The sequence below is a fragment of the Microbacterium sp. NPDC055988 genome (assembly GCF_042269505.1).
Classification (GTDB): Bacteria; Actinomycetota; Actinomycetes; order Actinomycetales; family Microbacteriaceae; genus Microbacterium.
The window spans coordinates 341,102-366,362 of sequence record NZ_JBHJXY010000001.1 but is presented as its reverse complement, the minus strand read 5'-3'; the positions used below and the strand labels follow the sequence as shown (position 1 = coordinate 366,362).

Genomic DNA, 25,261 nt, shown 5'->3' with positions numbered 1-25,261 from the left:
CGGGGGGTGGGTTTTGTGGGGGGGGGGGCGGGGGGCTGAGCCCCCCCCCCCCCTAGCTGGGGCCCAGACCGCGGGGGCCCCCCCCGGCGCCCCACCCGCCCCCCCCCCCCCCCCCCACGCCCGAGGGGGATCAGCCGGTGAGTCCGGCGAGGAGCCGCTGCAGCCCGTAGTCGAACGCGCGGTCGACGTCGCCTCCGAGGCGGAACGCTCCCGAGAGCTCCATCTGCAGGAAGCCCGTGGCCCAGGCCGTGAAGAGGCGGGCAGCGTCGAGCGCATCGTCCTCGCCGACGAGGAGCGCCGCGGTGCGGAGGACCGGCGCGGCCGAGCGCTCGAGCGCGTCCTGCGGTGCGGCGACGGTGAACATGATCCGGAAGCCCTCCGGATGCGCATGTGCGAACGCGCGATAGCCGCGGGCGAGGGCGGTGAGGTCGTCGCCCGCGGAGTCGAGTCGAGCCGTGAGCGCCTCGACGGATGCGGTCGCCACCGCGGCGAGCAGGGCGTCCCGGTCGCGGATCCGCTTGTACAGCGAAGGGGCGCGGACTCCCACGCGCTCGGCGACGGCCTGCATCGTCAGCCCCGCGGGGCCGGCGGTCTCGAGGATCTCCCGCCCGGCCTCGACGATCTCCGCTGCGGATGTGCGTTCGGGTGTCGGCATCGCATCCTCCCTCATGGCTATTGACAATAGCCATGATAGCTACGTATCGTAGCCATCGCAAACATCCCGAGAGGATCCGCCATGAAGCTCGCACCCCACCTGCACCGCATCGGCAACGACATCGTCGCCGCGTATCTGGTCGACCTGCCCGAGGGCATCACCCTCGTCGACGCGGGTCTCCCCGGGCACTGGCATGATCTCCAGCGCGAGCTCGACGAGATCGGTCGTCCGCTCTCCGACATCCGCGGCCTCGTCCTCACCCACGGCGACAGCGACCACATCGGTTTCGCGGAGCGGCTGCGGCGGGAGGCGGGAGTGCCGGTGTTCATCCATGCCGCGGACAGCCACCGCGTACGCACGGGCGAGAAGCCGAAGACGCCGATGGGCCCGGCTCGGCTCGGCCCGACGGCGGGCTTCTTCGCCTACGGCATCCGCAAGAGCGCGCTGCGCACGCACCACGTATCCGTGGTGACCGAGGTGGCAGACGGCGATGTGCTCGACCTGCCGGGTGCTCCCGTCGTGATCGGCATGCCCGGCCACTCGCCAGGGAGCATCGCGGTGCATGTGCCCGCCGTCGACGCGGTCTTCGTCGGTGACGCTCTGACCACCCGGCACGTGCTCACCGGGCGCACGGGACCGCAGCCCGCGCCGTTCACGGACGAGCCCGAAGAGGCCCGTGATTCGCTCGACCGCCTGGCCGCCGTGTCGGCGTCGTGGGTGCTTCCCGGTCACGGCGCCCCCTGGCAGGGCTCTCCCTCCGAGATCGCCGCCTCCGTGCGGGCCGCGGGCTGACGGACCGACCCCCGGACGATCACCCGAGCCGCTGACGGACCGAGCGCCGGACGGTTCGCCGAGCCCCGGACGATTCGCCGAACGATCGAGGTCAATTCGTCGGCGGATCGTCATCCGCTCGGCGTTTCGTCAGGCGAGGATGGCGGCCGTGTCGCTGATCGTGATCTGCGGGGGATAGAGCCCCATCACCTGCAGCGCGGCCGCGTGGTTCTCGGCGGTCGAACCGGCGCACGCATCCGCTGCGATCGTCAGGTGCCCGCCGGCATCGGCGGCCGCCAGTGCAGTCGAGATGACGCAGCAGTCGGTGGAGACACCGGCGAGGACGATGTGCGCTCCGCGTCCGACGACCGCTTCGATCTCGGGACCCCACTTGCCGAACGTCGGCAGGTCGATGGTCGGATGCGGCGAGAGCCCCGCTGCCTCGGGCACAAGGTCGAACAGCGGGTCGCTCGGCGGCTGATCGGCGAACGGCCAGGTGGCGAAGTAGTCGCCCCACGAGGTCGAGCGGTCGGCCGTCGGCATCCACCGGGTCACGAGCACCCGGTCGCCGAACACGTCGGCCAGCGCGCGGATGCGCGGCATCGCCTCGGCGAAGAACGGCGAGCCCCAGGCGGAGCCGGGAGCGGCGAAGATCGACTGCGGGTCGATCACCACGAGCCAGGCGTCATCGAGCGCCCGAGCGGTCACACGCCCTCCTGCCGGCGGATCTTCCCGGCCCGCGCGAAGTACGTCACGAGGAACGACAGCACCAGCGCGAAGAACACTCCGAGGTTGGCGTACGCCCAGGCGCCGTCGGGGCCGCCGACGAGGAACAGCAGATAGCCCTGCCAGTTGTTCCACGGGGCGTCGTCGGCGAAGCCGTTGAGCACCAGCCCCCAGCCGATCACGCTCGTCACGACCATCGTGCCGATCGAGGTCCAGTCCCAGGCTCCGTAGCGGCCACGGCTGTCGAACAGCGCCTCCTCGTCGTAGTCCTTCTTCCGGCGCAGGATGTCGGCGATCAGGATGCCCGCCCACGAGGCGAGCGGCACGCCGAGCGTGATGAGGAAGCTCTGGAACGGGCCGAGGAAGTCGGTCGCGAAGAACACCACGTAGACCGTGCCGATCGTGAGGATCACGCCGTCGATCGCGGCGGCGGACGGACGCGGGATGCGGATGCCGAGGCTGAGCAGCGTGAGGCCCGAGGAGTAGATGCCCAGCACGGCGCCCGAGACGAGGGCGAGGACAGCCGTGAGTAGGAACGGCACGAGCACCCACACCGGGAGGATCGAGGCGAGCGCGCCGATCGGGTCGGCGGCGATCGCGGCCATGAGGTCGTCGTTCGAGCCACCCAGCAGCAGGCCGAACACCACGAGGATCACCGGGGCCACCGATCCGCCGATCGTGTTCCAGGCGACGATCGCCCCGTCGGATGCCGTGCGCTTCTGGTAGCGCGACCAGTCGGCGGCGATGTTGATCCAGCCGAGTCCGAACCCGGTCATCACCATGACCAGCGCACCGATCACCTGGCCGATCCCGCCGTCGGGGCGGGCCAGCACCGCGGCGAGGTCGATGCTCGGCGCCGCGAGGACGATGTAGAGCACGGTGACGACGCCGGTGATCCAGGTGAGCACCGACTGCAGCTTCATGATCGTGTGATAGCCGAGCACGGACGCGGTGACGATCAGGGCTGCGACGATCACGGTCGCGATGATCTTGAGCGCGATGCTGTCGCCGTCGCCGCCGAGCTGCGTGATCACGGTGGCGGTGGCGAGCACGGCCATGATCGCGAGGAACGTCTCCCACCCGATCGAGGTCAGCCACGAGACGATGCCCGGCACCTTCTGACCGTGCACGCCGAAGGCCGCTCGGGAGAGGACCATGGTCGGCGCCGACCCGCGCTTGCCGGCGATGGCGATGAGCCCGCACAGCAGGAACGACACCACGATGCCGATCACCGAGACGATCGTCGCCTGCCAGAACGAGATGCCGAAGCCCAGGACGAATGAGCCGTACGACATGCCGAACACCGAGACGTTCGCCGCGAACCAGGGCCAGAACAGATCGCGCGGCTTCGCGGTCCGCTCGGACTCGGGGATGATCTCGATGCCCGCGCGCTCGATGAGAGCCGGCTTGATGTCCGTCATGCTGACATCCTGGCACTGCCGGGACGGCACCGGGCGGACTTCGCGGCGCGGATTCCGCGCGGATCGCCCCCGGGGTTCAGCCCGCGAAGAACGACTGCGCGGTGCGGGTGAGGTCGTGCAGGTCAGAGACCCCGGCGAGCTCGCGCGCGGAGTGCATCGACAGGATCGGGATGCCGACGTCGACGGTGCGGATGCCGAGCCGCGTCGCCGTGATCGGGCCGATCGTGGATCCGCAGGGGACGCTGTTGTTCGACACGAAGTCCTGCGTCGCAACCCCCGCGCGCTCGCACCAGGACCGCCAGGATGCGGTGCCGACGGCATCGGTCGCGTACCGCTGGTTGGCGTTGAGCTTCAGGATCGGTCCGGAACCGAGCACCGGCTGCACCACGGGGTCGTGCTTGGCGGCGTAGTTCGGGTGCACCGAGTGGCCGACGTCGCTCGACAGGCACCACGACGAGGCGTAGGCCTGGCGGCGTGCGGATCCATCGGCGCCGAGCCCCGCGTACACGCGCTCGAGCACGTCTTCGAGGAAGGGGCCGGCGGCACCGGAGCGCGACTCCGAGCCGAGCTCCTCGTGATCGAAGACGGCGAGCACGGCGATGGGTCCTCCCGCTGCCGGATCGTGCGCTTCGAGGGCGACCAGGCCGGCGTGCACCGAGGCGAGGTCGTCGAGGCGCCCGGAGGCGAAGAACGCGTCGTCCTTGCCGAACACCGCTCCGCGTGCGGCGTCGGCGACGACCACGTCGTATCCGCGGATGTCGGACGCCGAGACGTCGGCGGACGAGGCGAGCTCGGCCAGGATGTCGGCCTCGGTCGGGTCGCCGAGTCCCCACACCGGCTGCGTCTCGGTCTGCTTGTCGAGGGCGAGTCCGTTGTTCACGCCGCGGTCGAGGTGAATCGCCAGCTGCGGCAGACGCAGCAGGGGACCGGTGTCCGCCAGCACGACACGTCCGTCGGCCAGCGCCAGTCGCCCGGCGAGGCGCAGCTCACGGTCGAGCCACGAGTTCAGCAGCGGTCCGCCGTACACCTCGACGGCAGCCTGCAGCCAGCCCCGCGAACCCGTGGTGGGCTGCGGCTTGAGCTTGAAGCCGGGAGAGTCGGTGTGCGCGCCGAAGATCTGAACGGGAGTCGTCGCGGAGGCATCCGCCGGCACGGTCCAGGCGATCGCGGCGCCGTCGCGCACGATGACATACCGGCCGCCCGCCTCGGTCGGCCAGGCATCCTCTTCGCGCAGCCGTGTGAATCCGGCGGCTTCCAGTCGTCGAGCGACCTCCGCCGCCGCGTGGTAGCTCGAGGGCGAGGCGGCGACGAAGTCGGCGAGGTCCTCGGCGTGGGCGAGGGCGACCGGGGTGACGGGCATGGCGGGCCTTCCTGGAGACGGGCGGTCCTTCGAGCGTAGTCGGGGGCCGTGCGCCGTTCCGCTCTCTGCCGGGGAGCCCTTCGTTTGCCGGGCGTTCACAATGGCGCGTTAGGCTCGTCCCGATAGCGCCTAGGGTTCCGGGGTTCACACCCGTCTGGTCCGAGCGGCGCCACGGTCCTCTTCCGCAGGAGGGCCGTCATCTGACAGGACAAAAGCCCGGAGGACCCTGTTCGTCGCGCCGCGCGCCGGACGGAAGGGTCTCGTCGTGTCCCCCCTCGCGTTCGTCCTCGTCTTCGGGGCGGCCATCGCCCACGCCGCGTGGAACGTCATCGCCCACGGCGTCAGCCGAGCGGGATCGCCGTTCCTCTGGTGGGGAGCCGTGAGCAGCACGCTCGTGTGGATCGGCGTCGTGCCGTTCACCGGCGGTCTCGGCGCCGACGACCTCGGCTCGTTCGCGCTCGGCGTGGCGGTCTCGGCGGTGCTGCACGTCGCCTACATGACGGTGCTGCAGCGCGGCTACCGCGAGGGGAACCTCTCCACCGTCTATGCGACCGCCCGCGGCACCGGGCCGTTCCTGTCGGTGATCGTTGCGGTGCTGCTGCTCGGGGAGCGGCCCTCCGTGGTGGCGCTGATCGGGGTGGCGGCCGTGATCGTCGGCGTCGTGGCGATCGGCCTGGTCGATCGGGGGACCGGCAGCCGTTCCCGGCGCATCGATCCCGGCATCCTGTTCGGCTTGCTCACGGGTGTCGCGATCGCGGTCTACACGATCTGGGACGCGCACGCGGTGCGCACCTGGAACCTCTCACCGGTCGCGTTCATGGTCGGTACGAGCCTGCTGCAGGTGCCGTTCTACTCGATCGCGGTGCGTCGGCGCTGGGACGCCGTCTGGGCGCTCGGGCGCACGCAGTGGCGGCGGATCCTCGTCTTTGGCATCCTGTCGCCGCTGTCGTACATCCTGGTGCTGACCGCGATCCAGATCGCGCCGGTGGCGCTGGTGGCGCCGCTGCGCGAGGTGAGCGTCGTGCTGGTGAGCCTGTTCGGCGTGTTCGTGCTGCGGGAGTCGCGTCCGGGCTGGCGGATCGCGGCCTCGCTCGTCGTGGTCGCGGGGATCGTCCTGCTGGCTCTGTGATCAGCGGAAGCTGACGAGCCCGGCGTGCGCGGCCGTGACGAGGATCTGCACGCGGTCGCGCAGGTGCCACTTCGACATCATGCGTCCGAGGTGCGCCTTCACCGTGCCCTCGGAGACGATCAGCGCCTTCGCGATCTCGGCGTTCGACATACCCTTCGCGAGGCAGTTCAGTACCTCGGTCTCGCGTTCGGTGAGAGGTTCGAGGGCATCGGCGTCGGCGGCGACAGGCGTGGAGTCGCGCACGTGCTTGATCAGCATCGAGGCGATCCGCGGGGAGAGCGAGCTCGCGCCGCTGTGCACCTCGCGAACGCCGATGACGATCTCCTCGGCGCTGGAGTCCTTGAGGAGGTAACCGGAGGCGCCGGCGCTCAGCATGGGGAGCACCGTGTCGCTGCCGTCGAGGGTCGTGACGGCGAGGACGCGGACGTGCGGCCAGCGTTCGGCGATCACACCGGTGGCCTCGATACCGTCCATCTCCGGCATCTGGACGTCCATCATCACGACGTCCGGCTGCTCGCGTTCGACCGTCGCGATCGCTTCCACGCCGTCTTCCGCCTGGGCTATCACGGTGATCTCGGGGTCGCGAGAGACGAAGTGCGACAGCGCCGAGCGGACCAGGGGATCGTCATCGACGATCACGACACGGATTTCCTGCATGGGGGAAGCCTAACGGCGCGGGCGACGGGCGATGGCGATGTAGACCTTTGGCTAAAAACCTCTAGACGAGAGACAGATGTGCGCTCCGTGATTCGCCGAGAAGATGAATACAGACATCGACGAACGACTACAAAATGGAGGTGAACGTTATGACTTTCTGGCAGCAGGTTGGCAAGTTCTTTGGTCTCCACAACTAATCTAGTTGGCAAATAGGAGATAGTGAAGCATGGCCTTTGACCACTCGACCCGGGAATCCGCGGATACGCTCCGCCTCACCCGCGGCGAGAAGCTCAGTGCGATAGAACGCATCGTCGTTCTGGTGATCGTCTCGATCACCATCGCCGCAGACGTCATCGGCTTCTTCACCACACCGGGGGTCAACCCGGTCGCTCTCTTGGTGAGCGTCGCGTCCACAGCAGTGTTCGCGCTCTATCTCTGGAAGCCGCTCTTCGCGACGTGCGCTCTCGCCGTCGTGTTCGCGCTCTCCTTCATCCCCGGATCAGAACTCCAGGTCCTCACAGCCGCCGCCGTTTCGGCAGCCCTCGTCATGAGGCTCGGCTGGACCTCGTTGATCCTCTCGTACACCGGCGGATTCCTGGTCGCCGCGGCGCTCGTTCCTTTCGCCGCGGAACCCGGTGTCAACGTCAACGTCGGTCTCTATCTCGTCTTCGCCACGGTGGCCGGAGCCGTCGGGTTCGCCCTTCGGCTCGCGTTCGCCCGTGGTAGCCGTCTCGAACGGGAACTCGAGGCGCGCGCCGAGCAGGAACGGCAGGCCGTCCTCGCCGAGCGACGTTGGATCGCCGGCGAGCTGCACGACAGCATCGCGCACCACCTCACGGTGGTCGCGCTGCACGTGCAGATGCTCGAAGACCCCCAGACGAGTTCCGACTCTCAGGAAGCGATCCGTGTCGCCGCCCGCAAGGCGATGACCGATCTCCGCTTCGTGATCGAACTCGCCGACGACGGACCGCAGTCGTCGAGCGTGCAGACCGGCGACCTCGCCGCCGCGATCGAAGAGGCGGCGGAGGAATTCGAAGCAGCCGGGCACTCCGTCGTCCGAGCGGGTGATCCGCAGGACGAACGAATTCCGCGAGCGGTCGAGATCGTGCTGGCACGCATCACGCGGGAGTCGGCCACGAACATCCTCAAATACGCCGGACCCGGCGAGGTGCAGATCACCCTCGCCGTGGATGATGAGGTGGCGCTCCTCACGCTGCGCAGTCCTCTGCCGACCACGCCGCGCCGCGAGCTCTCGTCGAGTCGCACGGGCCTGGGGCGGATGGCCGAGCGGGTCATGGGCGCGAGCGGCGAATTCAGCGCCGGCGAAGTGGAAGGATCCTGGGTCGTGTCCGCCCGCCTTCCCGTGGTCTGATGCTCTAGAGTGTGTGAGCAGCCCTTCCACGATCCGCGAGAACCTAGACGAAAGTCTAGAGAGGTCTCGACGTTCGACACTGTGGAACGTGTTGCATGCGGCCGTATCCTGAAGGCTCCCCAGATAAAGCGTCCCCAGCGCTGCGATCGCGGGCGCGGTCTTTCTGGCTTCTGAAAAACTTGCGCGCTCGCGATCGCCTTCTGCGTTAACGGCCGATTCCGTGGCCTCCGAGCAGGCGTCCTCGTCTTCGCTATCCGCCCACCGCGCGCATGTAGTGCCCGTCGGTCGAGATGCCGGACGCGGCGACGGTGAAGCGCACGACCTCGCTCAGGTAGCGGTCCTCCGAGGCCTCGAAGATCCGGCCGTCCGCATCACGCGACGTCCGGGTCAGCCGCAGGATGGGCGTTCCGCGCGGAACGCGCAGCAGGGCGGCATCCTGATCGTCGGCGGCGACCGCATCGATCACATGCTGCAGGGTGACGATCGGGTGGCCGACCGACGCGAGGTGCTCCGTGATGGACACCTGGTCGAGGTCGACGTCGAACAGCGGCCGGCCCGCGATCTCGGTGTAGTTGAGACGTTCGAGCATGGTCGGGCGCCCGTCGAGCAGGCGCAGCCGCACGACACTGACGATCGTGTCGCTCGGGTCGACGCCGAGCGCCGCCGCCATGTCGCCGGCGCGGCGCAGGCTCAGCTCCTGGGTCTCGGCCCCGGGAGAGACGCCGAGTTCGCGCGCCCAGCGCGTGAACGGCACCGACACGTCCACTGCCTGATTCGCCTTGCGGGCGACGACGCGGGCCGGTCGGCCGCGGCTCGTCTCGATCAGGCCCTCGCCACGCAGCGCCGCCAGAGCGTTGCGGATCGGGCCACGAGAGGTGTGCCATCTCTCGGCGAGCTCCGCCTCGGTCGGGACATCGTCGCCGGGACGAAGCCCTCCGGCAGCGATCTGCGCGCGGAGGTCGTCGGCGATCTGGGTGTACACAGCTTCAGCCACATAGGTACATTACTTGGTCAGGCTGGGAGAAGGCGACCACGTTTCTGGAGTGTTCATCCAGACGAATGCTCGGTAAACGAGCCCTGAACAAATCCGAGTTAGGTACATATCTCGGCGTTCCACCTGCGAGAGTCTTCCGTGGATCACCCCTCACACCCTGAAAGGTCCTCATGAAGCTTCGCGCTCTTCCCGCCCTCGCCGGCGTCGCGCTCCTCGCCCTCGGCCTCGCCGCCTGTGCCGGCTCCGCCGAGGCCACCGGCACCCCCGGCGCCGACGACTCGTCGACCACGAGCGGTTTCGCCGTCGACGAGAACACCCTCGTCTTCGGTGTCGTCCCCGACTCGGTCGACACCGAGACGAACTACCAGCCGCTCATGGACTACATCGCCGACCTCACCGGCAAGACCGTCGAGTACCACGAGTCCACCGACTACGCGGCGCTCATCGAGGCCGCCGTCGCCGGCAAGGTCGACGTGGCCTCGTTCTCCGGCTTCACCTACGTCACCGCCACGAACAACGGCGCCAAGCTCACCCCCATCTCCTCGATCGTGACCGCAGAGGGCCAGGAGCCCGGCTACTACTCGCAGGCGATCGTCCCCGCGGACAGCGACATCTCCAGCCTCGAGGACTTCAAGGGCAAGAACGTCTGCTTCGTCGACCCGTCCTCGACCTCGGGCTACCTGTTCCCGTCGTACAACCTGCTCGAGGCCGGCATCGACCCGAAGACCGACATCACCCCGGTCTTCGCAGGCAAGCACGACGTCAGCGTCACCAAGGTCGGCGAAGGCGTCGAGTGCGAGGTCGGCTTCGCCGAGGACTCCGAGGTCGAGAAGTCGGACAAGGTCAAGGTCATCGACGAGACGATGGTGCCCGGCGCTCCGCTCGTGTACTCCTCGACGCTTCCCGATGAGGTGTCGAAGCAGCTCATCGACGGGCTCTCCGAGGTCACGATCGACGACATCATCGCCGCGGGCATCGACAGCGCCGACAGCGACTCCTTCCGCAGCGTCTTCTACGCCACCAAGCCGGTCGATGACGCCTACTACGACCTGATCCGCGACATCTGCAAGGAGACCGAAGCGGAGCAGTGCCAGGGCTGAGCCCGGTCTGACCCCTTCGCCTCACCCGGTGCCCTCCGCCTCGTCCGCCCCGCGCGGCGAGCCGGAGGGCCCGCCGCTCGACACACCACATCACAGGAGCTACGACATGACCGCCTCGGCATCCGACGCCCTCATCCGTCTCGACGGCGTGACGAAGACCTTCGGCACGACCACTGCACTGAAGGGCGCCTCTCTCGAGGTCTCCCGCGGCGAGATCGTCGTTCTCCTCGGCCTCTCCGGCTCGGGGAAGTCGACCCTGCTGCGCCACCTCGACGGGCTCGAGGTCCCCACCGCAGGCTCGGTGGAGGTGCTCGGCTCTCAGGTTCCCTCGCTGAAGGGCCGGGCGCTCCGGGGCCTTCGCAGCCGCGTCGGCTTCATCTTCCAGCAGTTCGAGCTCGTGCCCTCGCTCACCGTGCTCGAGAACGTGCTCACCGGATCGCTCTCGAGCGTGCGGGGGCCGCGCCTCGGACTCTGGGGCTACTCGCGGGCCGCCAAGCTCACCGCGCTCGAGCACCTCGACCGCGTGGGACTGCTCGACCGTGCCTACCAGCGCAGCGACACCCTCTCGGGCGGACAGCAGCAGCGCGTGGCCATCGCCCGCGCCCTTATGCAGAAGCCCGACATCCTTCTCGCCGACGAGCCGGTCGCCTCGCTCGACCCGGAGTCGAGCGAGCAGGTCATGGCTCTCATCCGCGAGATCGCCGCCGACGAGGGACTCACCGTGGTGTGCAGCCTGCACCAGGTCGACCTCGCCATCAGCTGGGCCGACCGCATCGTCGGGCTCCGCCACGGCGAGGTCGTGCTCGACACCCCCACCACCGACCTCACCAAGGCCGAGGTCATGGAGATCTACGGCCGTGTCGCGACCACGACGGCCGAGATCCGAGCCGTGCAGGAAGAGCTCGTCGTGGCGGCGGCGCAGGTGGCGGCATCATGACGGCGTTGGACGCGTCGACAAGCTCGGCGACCCAGGGTGGGGGAGCGTCCCCCCGGGGTGGCGCCCGCACGGTCGCCGAGCGCGCGCCGAAGCGGCCGATCTCACCCGAGCGCATCGCAGCATCCCTCACCCTGACAGCCCTCGTGGTGCTCGGCATCCTGGCTGTGCGCGAGGTCGACATCTCCATCCCCGCGATGGTGCAGAGCTGGGGCAATGCCGAGAACTTCATGGCCCGCGTCGGCGGCCTGTCGTTCCCCGAGCCCGCCGACCTGGCCTGGCTGATCGCCCTGACCGTCGGCCTCGTGCTGGTCGGAACCCTGCTGGCGGCCGTGCTGTCCGTGCCGATCGCCTACCTCGCCGCATCCAACACGACACCGGGGAACGGCTGGCGTGCTGCAGCCCGGTTCATCGGCGTGCTCACCCGTGCGCTGCCCGACGTGGTCCTCGCGATGGCGTTCGTGCTGATGTTCTCGCTCGGAACGCTCCCGGGCATCCTCGCCATCGGCATCCACTCGATCGGCATGATCTCGAAGATGTTCGCCGATGCCATCGAGCAGATCGACGAGGGCCCCCGTCTCGCCATCCGCGCCGCCGGCGGCTCGAAGATGCAGGAGTTCAGCGCCGGCATCCTCCCGCAGGTGCTGCCCAGCTGGGTGGCGACGGTGCTGCACCGCAACGACATCAACCTGCGCGGCAGCGTCGTGCTCGGCTACGTCGGCGTCGCCGGCCTCGGTCTCGAGATGTCGTACGCGTTCAAGTCGCTCAACTACGGCAAGGGCCTCGGCATCGCCCTGGTCATCTTCATCCTCTGCATCGTGATGGAGATCGTCTCCAGCCTGGTCCGCGGGGCGATGCTCGGCGAACAGAGGCACACGCGTTCCTGGATGGACCGGATGGTGCATCCGCGACTCGGCGCGCAGGCCGCATCGGCACCCGACGCGCGACCCGCCTGGGCCGTCAGCCCGCAGACGGCCGTGCATCGCCCCTGGACCGCGCAGCGCGTGCGCCACACGATCGCCGGTGTCGTCGCCGTGCTCGTCGTGATCGGCAGCGTCGTGGTGAGCCAGATCAACTGGATGGACTTCTTCACCTTCTGGGCCAAGCTGCCCGAGGTCGCCGCCCGGTTCTGGCCGCCCTCGTTCGGCAGCTACGACGCGAGCGCGATGTTCGAGGCCATGCGCGACACGGTCGCGATCGCGCTCGCCGCCACCGTGCTCACGCTGCTCCCGTCGCTGCTGCTCGGCTCGCTCGCTGCGCGCAACGTCGCCCCGAGCCCCGGGGCGCGCGGGACGGCACGGCTGCTGCTCGTCGGCATCCGCGGCATTCCCGAGCTGATCCTGGCGATCGTGCTCGTGGTCATCACCGGCCTCGGCGCGCAGGCGGGGGTCATCGCACTCGCGATCGGCGGCATCGGACTGCTCGGCAAGCTCATCGCCGACTCGTTCGAAGAGGTCGATCGCGGCCCCGAGCGTGCGCTGCGCGCGGTCGGAGCGACGCGTCTGCAGACCTACACGTCGGCGACCGTGCCGCAGGGGATGCAGGCGCTCATCGGACACAGCTTCTACATGCTCGACACGAACATCCGTGCGGCGACCATCCTCGGCATCGTCGGTGGCGGAGGGGTCGGGTACTACCTGCTCAACGCCAGCCAGGGGTCGCGCTACGAGACCGTGACCGCGATCGTCCTGATGATCCTCGCCACCGTGCTCGTGGTCGAAGGGCTCGCCATGTGGATGCGGAAGGTGTTCCGATGAGCGGCACGCAGAACGCGGCAGATGTCGTGGTCGTCGGCTCCGGCATCGTCGGTCTCGGTGCGGCCTATGCGGCGGTCCGTCGCGGGCTGCGCGTGATCGTGGTCGACCGCACCGACTCCCCGGTCGGCGCCACGATCCGCAATTTCGGCCACCTCTGCATCGGCGCCCAGGGTGGGGAGGCGCGGCGCTACGCCGACGTTTCCCGCGAGCTGTGGCTGCGCCTCGCCCGGGACGCCGGTTTCTGGTTGCGCGAATCGGGCACGCTCGTGGCCGCTCGCCGCGACGACGAGCTCGCGGTGCTCGAGGCCGCATCCCGTGACGGCGGCATCCGCATGCTCGAAACCGCCGAGCTGCTGCGGCTCGCCCCGCTCCGGGCGGACGGCCTCGTCGGCGGCGCGCACATCGAAGTCGACCTGCAGACGGATCCGCGCACCGCGGCCACCGCGATCGTGCGTCATCTCGCGAGCCTCGGGGTGGAGTTCCGGTTCCGCACCGTGGTCACCGCGGTGGGAGCGGGGCGGGTCGAGACCACCCGCGGCCCGATCGGCTGCGGAAGCGTCGTCGTCGCGGTGAACCACGACATCGACCAGCTGCTCCCCGAGGTCGCCGAGCGGCACGGGATCGAGCGCTGCGCCCTCGACATGATGCGGGCGGCGGTATCGTTCCGGCATCCGCTGGCCGCACCGCTGCTCACCGGCTGGTCGCTCGTGCGCTACGGCCGGTTCGCCGGAGGCCCGGAGGCCACCGCGCTGCGGGAGCGCCTGCACACCGAGCGCCCCGACCTGGCCGCACTCGACCTCAACCAGATGTACACGCAGCTGCCGGACGGCACGCTCATCATCGGCGACTCGCACGCGACCGCGGTCGCCCCTGCGCCGTTCCAGCCCGAGGCGGCCTTCACTGCGTTCCTCGACGAGGCTGCGGCGCTGTTCGACGCACCCGCTCCGCGCGTGATCGAGCGGTGGCAGGGCGTCTACGCGAAGGGACCGCAGGAGTTCCTGATCGACCGCAGCGACGACGGCGTGCTCGTGCTCGCCGCGACCACCGGCATCGGGATGACGACGGGCCTGGGCCTTGCCGAAGAGAACCTCGCCGCAGCCTTCGGGTGGGCGGCAGCAATGGAAGGAACATCATGACCACCTCTCTCGAACTCATCGTCCTCGACATGGCGGGGACCACCGTGCTCGACGACGGCGTCGTGGAGCAGGCGTTCCAGCGCGCCGCCGAGCGCACGGGCGTCGCCGACCGGATGCCGTGGGCCGAGGCCCTCGACTACGTGCGCGTGACCATGGGTCAGTCGAAGATCGACGTCTTCACGCACCTCGCCTCCGGCGACCGGGCTGCGGCCGAGCGTGCGACCGCCGCGTTCGAGGGGGCCTACGCCGAGATCGTCGCCGAGCAGGGCGTCTCCGAGATCCCCGGCGCAGCGGACGCCATCCAGGATCTGAAGGATGCCGGACTGAAGGTCGTGCTGACGACCGGGTTCGCGCCGGTGACCCGCGATGCGCTGATCGACGGACTCGGCTGGCGCGACCTCGTCGACCTCGCCCTGTCTCCCGTCGACGCGGGTCGTGGCCGCCCGACGCCCGACCTCGTGCTCACGGCGCTGCTCCGCACCCAGACCGCCTCGGTGCAGGCGGTCGCCGTCGCCGGAGACACCGTCAGCGACGTCGAGTCCGGGCGGCGGGCCGGTGCCGGCTTCGTCGCCGGTGTGCTCACCGGTGCCCATGATCGCCCGGCGCTGAGCGCCGCGGGGGCGGATGCCGTGCTGAGCGACGTGACCGCACTGCGCGGCGTCCTCGCGCAGCGCGAGCTGCTTCCCCTCGTCGCCACCTCCTGAGCGGGATCGACATGGGAACGCTGCTGGTCCGTCCACCCGGTCACCGCCGTGACGTCGCGCTGCGTCCGGCGGCGACGGCGATGGTGTGGATCGGTGAAGGCCACCCGCACGAGACGATCGCCGTGCCGGGGGTCGCGCTCGCCGACGGCGACGTGCTCGTCGCGGTCGAGATGTCGACGATCTGCGGCTCCGACGTGCACACGGTGCAGGGAAGACGATCCGCCCCTACCCCCCTCGTGCTCGGTCACGAAAGCGTCGGGAGGGTGATCGCGACCGGCGACACCGGTGCGACCACGGTCGACGGTACACCGCTGCGCATCGGCGATCGCGTGGTGTGGTCGGTGACGATCTCGTGCGCGAGCTGCGACCGATGCCGGCGCGGGATGCCGCAGAAGTGCCGCAACCTGGGAAAGTACGGGCACGACCGGGTCGGCGCCCACGGCGACCTGACCGGCGCTTTCGCGAGTCACGTGCAGCTGCGGGAGGGAACCGCCATCGTGCGCGTGCCCGAGGCGCTGCCGGCATCCGTCCTCGCCCCGGCAGGGTGTGCGACCGCGACGGCCTGGGCGGCCGTGGCCAGGGCTGCGCGAGACCACGACCTCGAGGGTGCCGCCGTGCGGATCCACGGGGCCGGGCTCGTCGGGCTCTCCGCCGCCGCGATCGCCGCGGAGCAGGGTGCGACGGTCGAGGTTCTCGACCCGAACCCGGAACGCCGCGCGCTCGCCGCACGATTCGGGGCGACGTGTCTGGACCGGGAGCCCGACGTCGTGATCGAGGCCTCGGGGCATGCCGTGAGCGCGGCCCTCGACGGAGTGGCCGTCGGCGGCACGGTGGTCCTGGTCGGGAGCGTGTTTCCCGCCGATCCGGTGCCGTTCGATGCGGAGAGCATGGTGCGGCGCCTGGTCACGGTCGCCGGCATCCACAACTACACGGGAGCCGAGCTCGCCGAGGCCGTCGCGTTCCTCGCCGGGCGTGGGCGCGCCTATCCGTTCGGCGAAGCGGTCGGCGCGGTGCGCGGGCTCCAGGAGATCGATGCCGCCCTCGAGGAGGCCGCGGCGCCCGGCGCACCCCTGCGGATCGGCCTGCTGCCGGGGCACTGACCCGTGGGCGTCGGACTGCCGACCTACTCGCTCTGGTGCGGGCTTCGGCGGGGCCCGGCCGGTCGCAGGCCCTCCGCGTGGAAGGCCAGCAGCCGGACAGCGGCCTCAACCGTCGCCGCCAGCACGTCCTCGGGCTCGCCCGTCAGCGCCAGCCGACGGTGTCCGACGGCATCCGCAGTCGCCCAGCCCAGGTAGACCGTGCCGGGAGCATGGCCTCCATCGGGATCGGGTCCGCCGACACCGGTCGTCGACACGCAGAGGTCGGCGTCGAGCAGACGGCGCGCCCCCGTGGCGAGCTGCTCGGCGCACGCCGCGGAACACGGATCCGTACCGGGGACCAGCCCGAGCACGCGCTCCTTCACATCCGTCAGGTACGCCACGACACCGCCGGCGAACCACTCGGACGCCTCGGCTCCCGCGCCCACGGTACTCGCCAGTTGACCCGACGTGAGGGACTCCGCCACAGCCACGCGCAGTCCTCGCTCGCGGGCGAGGTCGCTCAGTCGATCGATGTGTCCGGTCACTGCGAGACGCCCTTCAGCGCGCGTCTTCCTACGCGTTGTCCGCCGCGTCGGGCTGAGCAGACCCATCCTGCGTGGATCCGTCGCCGTCGTAGTCCGGACGCGGCGGCTGCAGCGGCTGATCGGAGTACTCGCCACCCTTGCGGCCGCCGTACGGGCGCCCGTGGTCGGCGAACTCGTCGCGGGCGAACACCAGAGTCCACGGTCCCGCCGTGAAGTGCGCTCCGGTGCGGAGCGTCTCGGTGTCGTCGCCCGGGTGCGTGGCGTCCGCGCCGGCGCTGGCGTTCATCTCACCCGCGCCGTGCAGGGTCAGCACGTACTCGTCGCGGTCATCGTGCGTGATCGTGGCGTGCACCGGGTCGGTGTCGGCCAGGCGCAGCTCGTTGCCCTCGGCGGACCCGATCCGCACCTCGTCCGCCTCGAGCGCGAATTCGGTGCGCTCGTCGTCGCGCGTGATGCGCAGCCGCGGGTTCCCCGCGCCCCACTCGGCGTGCGTGGTTCCGGGCGTGTAGCCCTCGTCGGGGCGGTCGTCGATGTGTCGTGCGTTCATGGCAGTGCCCTCCTCGAGCTCGGGTATCCGAGATTAGGAGGGTGTGCGCGTTCTGCCGAGGGGGTTGACTTCGCGATGGCGGACACGCACCCGCCTTCACGCGGAACAGAGGCGGAATACTGTCGCCGCGTGAGCGAGAATGGGGTGAGCCGTCGTCTCGGCCAGACTGCGACCAAGGAGCACAGAATGGGCAAGTTCGTCTACGAAGGCGGAGTGAAGACCGAGATCGAGGACCGCGCTCTCACCCACCTGCAGCTGGTCATCACCGCCAAGCTGCGACGCGGGGAGCCGTTCCCGTTCAGCTGGCGTGAAGACGCGAGCGTCGGCGGCGGACGCACGACCGTGTGGATCCAGCCGGGCAGCTCCCTGGTGTTCAAGTACTTCGGCAGTCGCCAGCCCTCCATCAACCGGGCCTGGATCGAGGCCCTGGCCTTCACCGCGAACGCGCCGAGCGGGCTGTACCTCGTCCCCGAGCCCGCCGACGCCGGTTCGGAGCCGGGCACGGAAGAGATCCCGGTCACGCCTCAGCTCTGATCCGCTGCGGCGTCCGCCGCTGCCGTCGCGCACGGCCTCGAGAGCGGTGGGGGATGGACCCCGCAAGTCGCCGCCTCCGTTCCCGGCTGTCAACCCCCTGCACCCGCGGCTGTCGATCGGGAAGAGTCGGTCGGACACCCCGAGACGAGGAGGATCGGCCATGACCGACAGCACTTCCGACCCGCGGCACGCGCATCGCGAAGGAGGCTTCCCCGCGCAGCAGCAGGATCAGCCAGGGCTCACGGAGCTGACACGTCCTGACCCCGACCACGGCGAGGAGAGCTACGTCGGCCACGGCCGCCTGGCAGGGCGCCGCGCGCTCATCACCGGTGGCGACTCGGGCATCGGGCGAGCCGTCGCGATCGCCTTCGCGCGAGAGGGCGCCGATGTCGCGATCGCACACATGCCGGAGGAGCAGGACGACGCGGAGGACACTCTCGCCCTGGTCCGGGAGGCGGGACGCACGGGTGTGAGCTTCGCAGGAGACCTGCGCGACGAGGCCTTCGCGACCGATATCGTCGCCCGGACGCGGAGCGAGCTCGGCGGACTCGACACCCTCGTGCTCAATGCCGCCTACCAGCACGACATCGACGGCTTCGACAGCCTGGAGACCGACCGGATGCGGCGCGTGTTCGACACGAACCTCGTCGGCCTGCTGTTCTCCGCCCGCGCCGCATACCCCGACCTGGAGCCGGGCGCGAGCATCATCGTGACGGCATCCGTCCAGGCCTACAACCCGTCGCCGGGCCTCATCGACTACGCGATGACCAAGGCCGCTCAGGTGGCGTTCGTGAAGGCGCTCGCCGAGGAGGCCGGCCCGAAGGGCATCCGGGTGAATGCCGTGGCGCCCGGTCCGATCTGGACGCCGCTGATCCCCGCGACCGGCTGGGATGCTGAGCGCCTGGCGACCTTCGGCCAGGACACGCCCCTCGGACGCGCGGGCCAGCCGGCGGAACTCGCGGGGGCCTACGTGTACCTCGCCTCGGCCGAGTCTTCGTACACGTCGGGCTCGGTGATCGCGGTGACGGGCGGCAAGCCGCTCTGAGCCCGGTTCCCCGCCGAGACCCCGCCTTCGCGTCGAAACCCCCGGGTAGCGGCGCATGCAGCCCGGGGTCTCGGCGCGTACCGGAGGTCTCGGCGACGCGGCGCACCGGGCCGCCCGCCTAAGCTTGTCGGGTGCAGAAGCCCGCCGCGTCCGGCCCCCTCGTGGGCGTCGCACTCGTCATCGGCTCGTGCCTCTCGCTGCCCTTCGGGGCGGCCGTGGCTGCACAGCTTTTCCCCGTGCTCGGGCCCTGGGGCGTCACCTCGCTGCGCGTCGCGATCGCCGCGATCCTCCTCGTCGTCATCGTGCGGCCGCGGCCCGGCAAGTGGACCCGCCCGCAGTGGCTCGCAGCCGTGCTCTTCGGCGTCTCGCTCGCCGCGATGAACGGCTTCTTCTACGCCGCGATCGACCGCATCCCGCTCGGCCCGGCGGTCGCGATCGAGTTCCTCGGACCGCTCGTGCTCGCCGCGGTGCTGACCCGTCGCCTGGCGGATGCCGCCTGGGTCGGAGTCGCGCTCCTCGGCATGGTCGCGCTGGGCGTCGACGGTCTGATCGGGGCCGAGCCGCTCGACCCGCTCGGGCTCGTGTTCATCCTCATCGCGGCCGGGTTCTGGGTGATGTACATCCGCATGAGCGCCCGCGTCGGCGCCCTCATCCCGGGCAACAGCGGCCTCGCGATGGGGCTCGTCGTGGCGGCCGTGCTGCTCATCCCGGTCGGCATCCCCGCAGCCTCGACGGTGGCGATGGATCCGCAGCTGCTGCTGCTAGCGGCGATCACCGCCGTGCTGTCGTCGGTGATCCCCTACAGCTTCGAGCTGGCCGCGCTGCGTCGTCTGCCGCAGCGCGTTTTCGGCGTGCTCTTGAGCCTGGAGCCGGCGTTCGCGACGCTGGCCGGCTGGCTGATCCTGAGCCAGGACGCGACTCCGCTGCGGATGCTGGCCGTCGCCCTCGTGATCGCCGCCAGCGTGGGAACGACGCTCGGGGTGCGGAAGGACCGCCGCGACGGCGGCCCTTCCGGTCCCTTCACCGCCCCGATACCGCTGCCCGACTGACCTCCGGCGTCGGCAGCGGGAACCGTCGACGCAGGATGACGCGCTGCACGAGCGTCCACACCACGGTGACGGTCAGATACAGCGCAGCCGCGAGCGGTACGAACGCCGCGAACACCGCCGTCAGGTAGTGCAGCGACGACATGACACGCAGCATGGCGGGAGAGTTCAGCGGCGAGTCGTCGCCCTCGACCGGCGTCGGGCGGAACACCCGGCGGGTGACCTCGGCGACCGCGATCATCACCGCGAGCAGCACCCCGAACACGAGGAACGTCGCGGGTGTCGCCGTGCCGCCGAACAACGCCGAGACCAGGCTCGTGCCCAGAGGCGCGCCGAACAGGTCGTGCGCGAGCAGCTCGTTAGGATGCCCGGCGATCTCCGGCCGGAGGAACAGCGTGTAGAGGATGCCGACCACCGGGGCCTGTGCCAGCACCGGGAGCATGCCTGCGAACGGCGAGGTGTTCTCGGCCTTATACAGCGCCATCATCTCTTTCTGGAGCCGCTCGGGGTTCTTCTTGTGGCGGCGCTGCAGTTCCCGCAGCTTCGGGGCGAGGCGCGCCCTGGTCTGCTCGGCCTTGGCCTGCGAGATGCCGACGGGGATGAGCAGCGCGCGCACCAGCAGGGTGACGAGCACGACCGCGAGGGCGGCGGCGGAGGCCCCGGCGATCGGGGTGAGGAGGTCGGAGAGCCCGGTCAGCGCGCCGTAGGCGGCGTCGAGCAGAGCGGCGAGAGGGGGGAAGGCAAAGGGGTCCATGGAAGTGTCCGTTCGTGGCGTCGGGAAGGGTCGGCGAAGGCCGCGCTGTCCCGTCGTGCGGACGGACTACGCGGCGGTCGCGACTCCCGGCGCCCGCGGGCGCGGATGCCCTGCGGCATCAGGATCGCTCTGCGTGAGAAGGGTTCCGACGTCGATGGCCCGCAGCGGATGCGGGGCGTCGGAGGTGGCCTCGGGGCGCACGCTCAGCACGATCGCGAGCGTGAGAGCCGTCATGGCGAGCAGCGCGATGGCGAGGCCGAGGGCCGTGGCGTCCGGCATCGAGACGAGTCCGAGTGCGGTCGCGACGAAGCTCAGCATCTGCCCGAACCACTCGCTCATGCGCACTCCCCTCTGGAGCGAGGGTAGCACCGAGGCCTGCGCGACCGACCGTCACGGTCGACCTTCCGCCTGCGCTGCGGGCGTAACGTCGAAGCATGAGTGACCTTCGTGCCCTGCTCGGGATCGAGCATCCGATCATCCTCGGCCCGTTCGGCGGGCTCTCCTCGACCGCACTCACCGCCGCGGTGAGCAACGCCGGCGGGCTCGGCTCGTTCGGCCTGTACGGCTATGACGGCGAACGCATCCGCGCGACCGGGGCCGAGCTGCGGGCGGCGACCGACCGGCCGTTCGCGGTGAACATCTGGCTGCCCACGGGCGACGAGGTCGAGCCGAACCCGCAGCACACGGTGTTCGCGCAGGCGCTGCAGCCGTTCTACGAGGCGGTCGGTGTCGACGTGCCCGCTCGGCCGGAGCGGTACAACCCGCCGCTCGAGGAGCAGCTCGAGGCGGTCTGGGAGATCGCGCCCGCGGTGCTGAGCGTGGTGTTCGGGGTGCCGTCGTCGGCGGTCGTCGAGGAGGCGCATCGCCGCGGCATCCGTGTCGTCGGTACGGCGACCACCGTGGCCGAGGCCGTCGCCCTCGCCGAGGCGGGCGTGGATGCCGTCGTCGCGACAGGAGCGGAAGCGGCCGGCCACCGGGTGTCGTTCCTGCGCCCGGCCGAGGAGTCGCTGGTGGGGACGTTCGCACTGGTGCCGCAGGTGGTCGACGCGGTCGGAGTGCCCGTGATCGCGGCGGGCGGGATCGCCGATCGGCGTGGAGTGGCCGCGGCGTTCGCGCTGGGGGCTTCGGGCGTGCAGGTGGGGACGGCGTTCCTCGCGACGTCGGAGTCGGCCGCCACCGCGGCGCACCGCGATGCGATCCGCTCGACCGCCGCCGACGAGACCGTGCTCACGCGCGCGATGAGCGGTCGGCTTGCTCGCGGTGCGCGCAACCGTGCGGTGCGGGCGATCGAGGCGAGCGGCACGATCGCGCCGTTCCCGATGCAGAACTGGCTCACGGGCCGCTTCCGCACCGCGGCCGGACAGCAGAACCTCAGCGAGCTGCAGTCCCTGTGGATGGGTCAGGCCGCCCCACTGGTCGAGTACGACGCCGCCGCCGAGGTGTTCGCCGAGCTGCTCGCAGGGGTTCCGGTGGCTCCCTGACGCTCGCTCTGCTGTGTTCCGGTCGCACTTGCTGCCGCGCGACTGTGTTCCGGTCGCACTTCCTGCCGCGCTGACGGCCTCGGGGCGGCAGGAACTGCGACCGGAACGGAGGGTGCGGACCGGAGCGGAGGACCGGGGGTCAGAGGATGACGGTGGACTTGCCGTGCACGATCACGCGGTCCTCGGCGTGCCACTGCACGGCGCGGGCGAGCACCAGGCGCTCGACGTCGGCACCGCGGCTCTGCAGCTGAGCCGCCGTCTCGGAGTGGGTCACGCGCGTGACATCCTGCTCGATGATCGGGCCCTCGTCGAGGTCGGCCGTGGCGTAGTGCGCGGTCGCGCCGATGAGCTTGACGCCGCGGTCCTTGGCGCGCGCGTACGGGTTCGCGCCGATGAACGCGGGCAGGAACGAGTGGTGGATGTTGATCACCGGCACCTCGAGGCGCGTGATGAAGTCGTCGGTCAGGATCTGCATGTAGCGGGCGAGCACCACCAGGTCGACGTTGCCGCGCAGCAGTTCGAGCTGACGCTGCTCCATCGCGGCCTTGTCGCCGGATGGGATGTGCACGAACGGCACCCCGAAGGAGCGGACGGACTCCGCCAGGTCGGGGTGGTTGGAGACGACCATCGTGATGTCGATGTCGAGCTGACCGCGCTGCGTGCGCCACAGCAGCTCCATCAGGCAGTGGTCGTACTTCGAGACGAAGATCGCGACGCGCTTGCGGCGGGCCACGTCGTGCAGCGACCACTCCATGCCGAAGCGCTCGGCGACGACGGCGATGTCGGCTTCGAGGGCCGGGCGTGCGGCGGAGAGCCCGTCGAGGTGGATCACGGTGCGCTGGAAGAACCGGCCGCCCTCGGAATCTGTGGAGTGCTGGTCGAGCGAGATGATGTTCGCGCCGTGCTGGGAGAGCACGCCGGCGACAGCGGCGACGATGCCGGGCTGGTCGTCGCAGGCGATCAGCAGGCGGGCGGTATCGGGCTGAGACATGAGGGCTCCTCGAGGGTGTGCATCGATTCTGCCGTGGATGCACAGCGGGGGCGAATCGCGCGAGGCGACTCGCTACTCTGAGTCTCGTGGAAGCGAGTGACCTCGGCCTGGTGCTGATCCCCCTGTTGGCCGTCGCCGCGCCTCTGCTCGCCCGCGGCGTGCGCCCCGTGGTGCGGGTGCCCATCGTCGTGTTCGAGCTCGTGCTCGGCATCCTCGTCGGCCCTGCCGTGCTCGGCTGGGTCGAGCCGGGGCCGCTGTTGGAGAAGCTCAGCGACTTCGGTCTGGCGCTGCTGTTCTTCGTGGCCGGCACCGAGATCGACTTCAAGCTGGTGGCGGGCAAGCCGCTCGCGCGGGCTTCGGCCGGCTGGCTGCTCAGCGTGCTGTTGGGCATCGGCCTCGGGTTCTTCTTCGCGCCGGGCGAGGGGATGGTGGTGATCGGGATCGCCCTCAGCTCGACCGCGCTCGGCACGCTGATGCCGATCCTGCGCGATGCGCGGGAACTGGACACGCCCTTCGGCCGAGCGATCAGCACGATCGGGGCGGTCGGCGAGTTCCTGCCCCTGATCGCGATCTCGATCTTCCTGAGCACGCGGACCACGCCCATCGCCACGGCCGTCCTGCTCACCTTCGTCGTGCTGGCCGGCCTCGCGGTGCTGCTGGCGCATCGCGTGCCGCACGGTCGTCTGCACCGCATCGTCCTGGCCACCCTGCACACGTCCGACCAGTTCGGGGTGCGGTTCGTGATCCTGCTCATCGCCGCGCTGGTGGGTCTCAGCGTGATGCTCGACCTCGACATGCTGCTCGGCGCGTTCGTCGCCGGTGCGGTCTGGCGCATCATCATGACGCGCGCGCCCAAGGAATCCGCCGAGCAGGTCGAGAGCAAGATCGAGGCCATCGCGTTCGGCTTCCTCGTGCCGATCTTCTTCCTCTACACCGGCGTGACCTTCGACCTGCAGGCGCTGCTCACCTCGCCTACCGCGCTGGCGCTGGTCCCCATCTTCCTGATCGCGCTGCTCGTGATCCGAGGCTCGGCCGCGCAGCTCTCTGCCCCGAAGGGGATGAGCGTGCGCGACCGTGCGGCGCTCGGCCTGCTCGCCGCGACCGGACTGCCGATCATTGTCGCGGTCACCGCGATCGGCGTGGATCAGGACATGCTCGACACCGGCACGGCCGCAGCCCTCGTGGGTGCCGGCATGCTCTCGGTGCTGCTGTATCCGCTGATCGGTATGACGCTGCGCGGCGATCGCGCGGAGGTCGTCGGACCTGCACGCGCGGGCGAGTCTCTGCAGGGGGAGCTGTGACCTCGGCATCCGCTCTGCTGACCGCGGCTGTGGCCGACCTCGCCGGGTCTCCGAAGGAGGGGCTCGGGGAGCAACGCGACTCCCGGTGGCGGGGCCGCCGCATCGTGCGGGTGGGCGAAGCCTGGCATCTGGGCGTGCTGCTGCTGACCGAGACCCACGCGTTGGCGACCGCCGAGGTGCTGCGGGCGGCCGACCCTGGCCGCCGTGGCTACACGGCCGAGTCGGCGCGGGAGCGTGCCGAGCGGCGAGCCGAGGCCCTGCGGGGAGGTTTCGGCGAGGGTGACGTCGTGCACGTGGGGTGGAGCGTCATCGACGTGGATGCGGTGGATGCCGGTGGTTCATCCGGTCCGCTCGCCCTCGTCGACGGGATGCCGTCGGTGCGCTGGAGCACCGCCGGGGGTTTCATGCCCCTGGAGGCATACCTGCGCGAGCGTGTCGGTCTGCTGCGTGACGGAGCGGCGAACTGATTCAGGCGAACTGATTCAGGCGAACGTCTCGGCGAATCGCCGGAGGAGTGCCGCGCCCTCGGTGACCGATGCCGCGAGCACCTGCTGCTGCACCGCGTCGAATTCGTCGGGGTCGAAGTAGCCGGTGGTGCGGTAGAACGTCATCCGGTCGGCGAAGTCGCGGGGAGTGGGCTCGGGGTGGAACTGCGCCGCGTAGAGGTGCGTGCCCACGCGGTAGGCCTGGACCGGGCAGACGTCGTTGGTCGCGAGCAGCACCGCACCGGTCGGGGTGCTCTGCGCACTCTCCTTGTGCGCCGTGAAGACCGTCAGCGCAGAGCCGCTGGGACCGAACACGGGGTCGGCGGCGCCGGCCTCGGTCACGTCGATCACGGTGGCGCTCGCGGGCTCCGGGGTGTCGGTGACGACCTCGCCGCCGAGCATGCGGGTCACGACGCCGATGCTGAAGCAGGTGAAGAACACGGCGACCTCGGCGGCGATGGCCGCATCGGCGAGGGTGCGCAGGTCGGCCTCGACGCGCAGCTGCTCCGTGGATTTCACCGTGTCGGAGACGTTGTACGGAGACCCGCCGACCACGACCCCGTCGTACCCGCGCACCCGCGCGATGTCGAGCGGCGTCTGCAGCAGGTCGAGCCGGTCGACCACATCGACGCCGAGTGCCCGCCGGAACGATGCGTGCTCGGCATCCGCCGCCCCGAGCTCGGGGCGCACGCAGACGTAGAGGAGCGAGGCCATCAGGAGATTCTAACGAGCGCGAC

At 70.2% G+C, this 25,261-nt stretch carries 27 protein-coding genes; 15 read left to right on the top strand and 12 right to left on the bottom strand.

Annotation, left to right across the window (positions count from 1 at the left end):
• Positions 1–130 precede the first annotated feature (130 nt).
• Positions 131–655 (bottom strand): TetR/AcrR family transcriptional regulator, encoded by a 525-nt coding sequence (locus tag ACFC14_RS01920; protein ID WP_376100911.1) that lies wholly within the window; start codon positions 653–655, stop codon positions 131–133.
• 81 nt (positions 656–736) lie between these two features.
• Here ACFC14_RS01920 and ACFC14_RS01915 point away from each other — a divergent pair, with 81 nt between their 5' ends.
• On the top strand, positions 737–1,447 hold the full coding sequence (locus tag ACFC14_RS01915; RefSeq protein WP_376100909.1) for an MBL fold metallo-hydrolase: 711 nt from the start codon (positions 737–739) through the stop codon (positions 1,445–1,447).
• A 129-nt stretch (positions 1,448–1,576) separates the two neighbouring features.
• Here the strand turns inward: ACFC14_RS01915 and ACFC14_RS01910 are convergent, their stop codons facing one another.
• From ACFC14_RS01910 to ACFC14_RS01900, 3 genes are all read right to left on the bottom strand, one after another.
• Positions 1,577–2,134, bottom strand: coding sequence for a cysteine hydrolase family protein (locus tag ACFC14_RS01910; protein ID WP_376100907.1), 558 nt, complete (start codon positions 2,132–2,134; stop codon positions 1,577–1,579).
• Complete coding sequence (locus tag ACFC14_RS01905) at positions 2,131–3,573, bottom strand: purine-cytosine permease family protein (RefSeq protein WP_376100905.1); 1,443 nt, start codon at positions 3,571–3,573, stop codon at positions 2,131–2,133. The genes ACFC14_RS01910 and ACFC14_RS01905 overlap by 4 nt, the downstream gene beginning before the upstream one ends.
• A gap of 76 nt (positions 3,574–3,649) precedes the next feature.
• Complete coding sequence (locus tag ACFC14_RS01900) at positions 3,650–4,933, bottom strand: M18 family aminopeptidase (RefSeq protein WP_376100903.1); 1,284 nt, start codon at positions 4,931–4,933, stop codon at positions 3,650–3,652.
• 265 nt (positions 4,934–5,198) lie between these two features.
• On the opposite strand from ACFC14_RS01900, the gene ACFC14_RS01895 reads away from it, so the two are divergent.
• On the top strand, positions 5,199–6,062 hold the full coding sequence (locus tag ACFC14_RS01895) for an EamA family transporter (RefSeq protein WP_376100901.1): 864 nt from the start codon (positions 5,199–5,201) through the stop codon (positions 6,060–6,062).
• Here ACFC14_RS01895 and ACFC14_RS01890 read toward each other — a convergent pair whose 3' ends face one another.
• Positions 6,063–6,719, bottom strand: coding sequence for a response regulator transcription factor (locus ACFC14_RS01890; RefSeq protein WP_240745144.1), 657 nt, complete (start codon positions 6,717–6,719; stop codon positions 6,063–6,065).
• 226 nt (positions 6,720–6,945) lie between these two features.
• Here ACFC14_RS01890 and ACFC14_RS01885 point away from each other — a divergent pair, with 226 nt between their 5' ends.
• Positions 6,946–8,091: a sensor histidine kinase gene (locus tag ACFC14_RS01885; RefSeq protein WP_376100899.1), complete on the top strand. Its 1,146-nt coding sequence runs from the start codon at positions 6,946–6,948 to the stop codon at positions 8,089–8,091.
• 250 nt (positions 8,092–8,341) lie between these two features.
• On the opposite strand, the gene ACFC14_RS01880 is transcribed toward ACFC14_RS01885, so the two are convergent.
• The gene (locus tag ACFC14_RS01880; RefSeq protein WP_376100897.1) at positions 8,342–9,085 is read right to left on the bottom strand and encodes a GntR family transcriptional regulator; all 744 of its coding nucleotides are present in this window, start codon (positions 9,083–9,085) and stop codon (positions 8,342–8,344) included.
• A 170-nt stretch (positions 9,086–9,255) separates the two neighbouring features.
• Here ACFC14_RS01880 and ACFC14_RS01875 point away from each other — a divergent pair, with 170 nt between their 5' ends.
• The 6 genes from ACFC14_RS01875 (at position 9,256) to ACFC14_RS01850 (ending at position 15,816) form a co-directional block, all read left to right on the top strand.
• Positions 9,256–10,185, top strand: coding sequence for a phosphate/phosphite/phosphonate ABC transporter substrate-binding protein (locus tag ACFC14_RS01875; RefSeq protein WP_376100895.1), 930 nt, complete (start codon positions 9,256–9,258; stop codon positions 10,183–10,185).
• Between the two features lie 106 nt (positions 10,186–10,291).
• The gene (gene phnC / locus ACFC14_RS01870; RefSeq protein WP_376100893.1) at positions 10,292–11,122 is read left to right on the top strand and encodes a phosphonate ABC transporter ATP-binding protein; all 831 of its coding nucleotides are present in this window, start codon (positions 10,292–10,294) and stop codon (positions 11,120–11,122) included.
• Positions 11,119–12,876, top strand: coding sequence for a phosphonate ABC transporter, permease protein PhnE (phnE, locus tag ACFC14_RS01865; RefSeq protein WP_376100891.1), 1,758 nt, complete (start codon positions 11,119–11,121; stop codon positions 12,874–12,876). Before phnC ends, phnE begins: the two co-directional genes overlap by 4 nt.
• Positions 12,873–14,012 carry a TIGR03364 family FAD-dependent oxidoreductase gene (locus tag ACFC14_RS01860; protein ID WP_376100889.1) on the top strand — a complete coding sequence of 380 codons (1,140 nt, stop codon included), beginning with the start codon at positions 12,873–12,875 and terminating at the stop codon, positions 14,010–14,012. The genes phnE and ACFC14_RS01860 overlap by 4 nt, the downstream gene beginning before the upstream one ends.
• Complete coding sequence (locus tag ACFC14_RS01855) at positions 14,009–14,716, top strand: phosphonatase-like hydrolase (RefSeq protein WP_376100887.1); 708 nt, start codon at positions 14,009–14,011, stop codon at positions 14,714–14,716. Before ACFC14_RS01860 ends, ACFC14_RS01855 begins: the two co-directional genes overlap by 4 nt.
• Positions 14,717–14,727: 11 nt before the next feature.
• Entirely contained in the window at positions 14,728–15,816 is a 1,089-nt protein-coding gene (locus tag ACFC14_RS01850) for an alcohol dehydrogenase catalytic domain-containing protein (RefSeq protein ID WP_376100885.1), read from the top strand.
• A 23-nt stretch (positions 15,817–15,839) separates the two neighbouring features.
• Here ACFC14_RS01850 and ACFC14_RS01845 read toward each other — a convergent pair whose 3' ends face one another.
• Positions 15,840–16,340 (bottom strand): CinA family protein, encoded by a 501-nt coding sequence (locus ACFC14_RS01845; protein WP_376100883.1) that lies wholly within the window; start codon positions 16,338–16,340, stop codon positions 15,840–15,842.
• A 28-nt stretch (positions 16,341–16,368) separates the two neighbouring features.
• Positions 16,369–16,887: an FHA domain-containing protein gene (locus ACFC14_RS01840; RefSeq protein WP_376100881.1), complete on the bottom strand. Its 519-nt coding sequence runs from the start codon at positions 16,885–16,887 to the stop codon at positions 16,369–16,371.
• A gap of 186 nt (positions 16,888–17,073) precedes the next feature.
• On the opposite strand from ACFC14_RS01840, the gene ACFC14_RS01835 reads away from it, so the two are divergent.
• From ACFC14_RS01835 to ACFC14_RS01825, 3 genes are all read left to right on the top strand, one after another.
• Positions 17,074–17,421 (top strand): ATP-dependent DNA ligase, encoded by a 348-nt coding sequence (locus tag ACFC14_RS01835; RefSeq protein ID WP_376107056.1) that lies wholly within the window; start codon positions 17,074–17,076, stop codon positions 17,419–17,421.
• Positions 17,422–17,581: 160 nt separating this feature from the next.
• Positions 17,582–18,466 carry an SDR family oxidoreductase gene (locus ACFC14_RS01830; RefSeq protein ID WP_376100879.1) on the top strand — a complete coding sequence of 295 codons (885 nt, stop codon included), beginning with the start codon at positions 17,582–17,584 and terminating at the stop codon, positions 18,464–18,466.
• 131 nt (positions 18,467–18,597) lie between these two features.
• Positions 18,598–19,515, top strand: a complete 918-nt coding sequence (locus tag ACFC14_RS01825; RefSeq protein ID WP_376100877.1) for a DMT family transporter — start codon at positions 18,598–18,600, stop codon at positions 19,513–19,515.
• Here the strand turns inward: ACFC14_RS01825 and ACFC14_RS01820 are convergent.
• Together ACFC14_RS01820 and ACFC14_RS01815 are read right to left on the bottom strand one after the other, a co-directional pair.
• On the bottom strand, positions 19,487–20,266 hold the full coding sequence (locus ACFC14_RS01820; RefSeq protein WP_376100875.1) for a YidC/Oxa1 family membrane protein insertase: 780 nt from the start codon (positions 20,264–20,266) through the stop codon (positions 19,487–19,489). The genes ACFC14_RS01825 and ACFC14_RS01820 overlap by 29 nt on opposite strands.
• Before the next feature lie 66 nt (positions 20,267–20,332).
• Entirely contained in the window at positions 20,333–20,605 is a 273-nt protein-coding gene (locus ACFC14_RS01815) for a DUF6412 domain-containing protein (RefSeq protein ID WP_376100873.1), read from the bottom strand.
• A 95-nt stretch (positions 20,606–20,700) separates the two neighbouring features.
• Between ACFC14_RS01815 and ACFC14_RS01810 the strand changes: the two genes are divergently transcribed.
• Positions 20,701–21,747, top strand: a complete 1,047-nt coding sequence (locus ACFC14_RS01810; RefSeq protein WP_376100871.1) for an NAD(P)H-dependent flavin oxidoreductase — start codon at positions 20,701–20,703, stop codon at positions 21,745–21,747.
• Positions 21,748–21,886: 139 nt separating this feature from the next.
• Here the strand turns inward: ACFC14_RS01810 and purU are convergent, their stop codons facing one another.
• Complete coding sequence (gene purU, locus ACFC14_RS01805) at positions 21,887–22,738, bottom strand: formyltetrahydrofolate deformylase (RefSeq protein WP_376100869.1); 852 nt, start codon at positions 22,736–22,738, stop codon at positions 21,887–21,889.
• An 86-nt stretch (positions 22,739–22,824) separates the two neighbouring features.
• On the opposite strand from purU, the gene ACFC14_RS01800 reads away from it, so the two are divergent.
• Together ACFC14_RS01800 and ACFC14_RS01795 are read left to right on the top strand one after the other, a co-directional pair.
• Positions 22,825–24,039: a cation:proton antiporter gene (locus ACFC14_RS01800; protein WP_376100867.1), complete on the top strand. Its 1,215-nt coding sequence runs from the start codon at positions 22,825–22,827 to the stop codon at positions 24,037–24,039.
• Positions 24,036–24,506 (top strand): glutaminase, encoded by a 471-nt coding sequence (locus ACFC14_RS01795; protein WP_376100865.1) that lies wholly within the window; start codon positions 24,036–24,038, stop codon positions 24,504–24,506. The genes ACFC14_RS01800 and ACFC14_RS01795 overlap by 4 nt, the downstream gene beginning before the upstream one ends.
• A gap of 15 nt (positions 24,507–24,521) precedes the next feature.
• On the opposite strand, the gene ACFC14_RS01790 is transcribed toward ACFC14_RS01795, so the two are convergent.
• Positions 24,522–25,238 carry a GMP synthase gene (locus ACFC14_RS01790; protein ID WP_376100863.1) on the bottom strand — a complete coding sequence of 239 codons (717 nt, stop codon included), beginning with the start codon at positions 25,236–25,238 and terminating at the stop codon, positions 24,522–24,524.
• Between the last annotated feature and the right edge of the window lie 23 nt (positions 25,239–25,261).

What these genes read in the sequence shown, in the direction of transcription:
- ACFC14_RS01920 (WP_376100911.1), bottom strand. Translation starts at nt 655, where the DNA reads ATGCCGACACCCGAACGCACATCCGCAGCGGAGATCGTCGAGGCCGGG.
- ACFC14_RS01915 (WP_376100909.1), top strand. Translation starts at nt 737, where the DNA reads ATGAAGCTCGCACCCCACCTGCACCGCATCGGCAACGACATCGTCGCC.
- ACFC14_RS01905 (WP_376100905.1), bottom strand. Translation starts at nt 3,573, where the DNA reads ATGACGGACATCAAGCCGGCTCTCATCGAGCGCGCGGGCATCGAGATC.
- ACFC14_RS01900 (WP_376100903.1), bottom strand. Translation starts at nt 4,933, where the DNA reads ATGCCCGTCACCCCGGTCGCCCTCGCCCACGCCGAGGACCTCGCCGAC.
- ACFC14_RS01890 (WP_240745144.1), bottom strand. Translation starts at nt 6,719, where the DNA reads ATGCAGGAAATCCGTGTCGTGATCGTCGATGACGATCCCCTGGTCCGC.
- ACFC14_RS01885 (WP_376100899.1), top strand. Translation starts at nt 6,946, where the DNA reads ATGGCCTTTGACCACTCGACCCGGGAATCCGCGGATACGCTCCGCCTC.
- ACFC14_RS01875 (WP_376100895.1), top strand. Translation starts at nt 9,256, where the DNA reads ATGAAGCTTCGCGCTCTTCCCGCCCTCGCCGGCGTCGCGCTCCTCGCC.
- phnC (WP_376100893.1), top strand. Translation starts at nt 10,292, where the DNA reads ATGACCGCCTCGGCATCCGACGCCCTCATCCGTCTCGACGGCGTGACG.
- phnE (WP_376100891.1), top strand. Translation starts at nt 11,119, where the DNA reads ATGACGGCGTTGGACGCGTCGACAAGCTCGGCGACCCAGGGTGGGGGA.
- ACFC14_RS01860 (WP_376100889.1), top strand. Translation starts at nt 12,873, where the DNA reads ATGAGCGGCACGCAGAACGCGGCAGATGTCGTGGTCGTCGGCTCCGGC.
- ACFC14_RS01855 (WP_376100887.1), top strand. Translation starts at nt 14,009, where the DNA reads ATGACCACCTCTCTCGAACTCATCGTCCTCGACATGGCGGGGACCACC.
- ACFC14_RS01850 (WP_376100885.1), top strand. Translation starts at nt 14,728, where the DNA reads ATGGGAACGCTGCTGGTCCGTCCACCCGGTCACCGCCGTGACGTCGCG.
- ACFC14_RS01840 (WP_376100881.1), bottom strand. Translation starts at nt 16,887, where the DNA reads ATGAACGCACGACACATCGACGACCGCCCCGACGAGGGCTACACGCCC.
- ACFC14_RS01835 (WP_376107056.1), top strand. Translation starts at nt 17,074, where the DNA reads ATGGGCAAGTTCGTCTACGAAGGCGGAGTGAAGACCGAGATCGAGGAC.
- ACFC14_RS01830 (WP_376100879.1), top strand. Translation starts at nt 17,582, where the DNA reads ATGACCGACAGCACTTCCGACCCGCGGCACGCGCATCGCGAAGGAGGC.
- ACFC14_RS01820 (WP_376100875.1), bottom strand. Translation starts at nt 20,266, where the DNA reads ATGGACCCCTTTGCCTTCCCCCCTCTCGCCGCTCTGCTCGACGCCGCC.
- ACFC14_RS01815 (WP_376100873.1), bottom strand. Translation starts at nt 20,605, where the DNA reads ATGAGCGAGTGGTTCGGGCAGATGCTGAGCTTCGTCGCGACCGCACTC.
- ACFC14_RS01810 (WP_376100871.1), top strand. Translation starts at nt 20,701, where the DNA reads ATGAGTGACCTTCGTGCCCTGCTCGGGATCGAGCATCCGATCATCCTC.
- purU (WP_376100869.1), bottom strand. Translation starts at nt 22,738, where the DNA reads ATGTCTCAGCCCGATACCGCCCGCCTGCTGATCGCCTGCGACGACCAG.
- ACFC14_RS01790 (WP_376100863.1), bottom strand. Translation starts at nt 25,238, where the DNA reads ATGGCCTCGCTCCTCTACGTCTGCGTGCGCCCCGAGCTCGGGGCGGCG.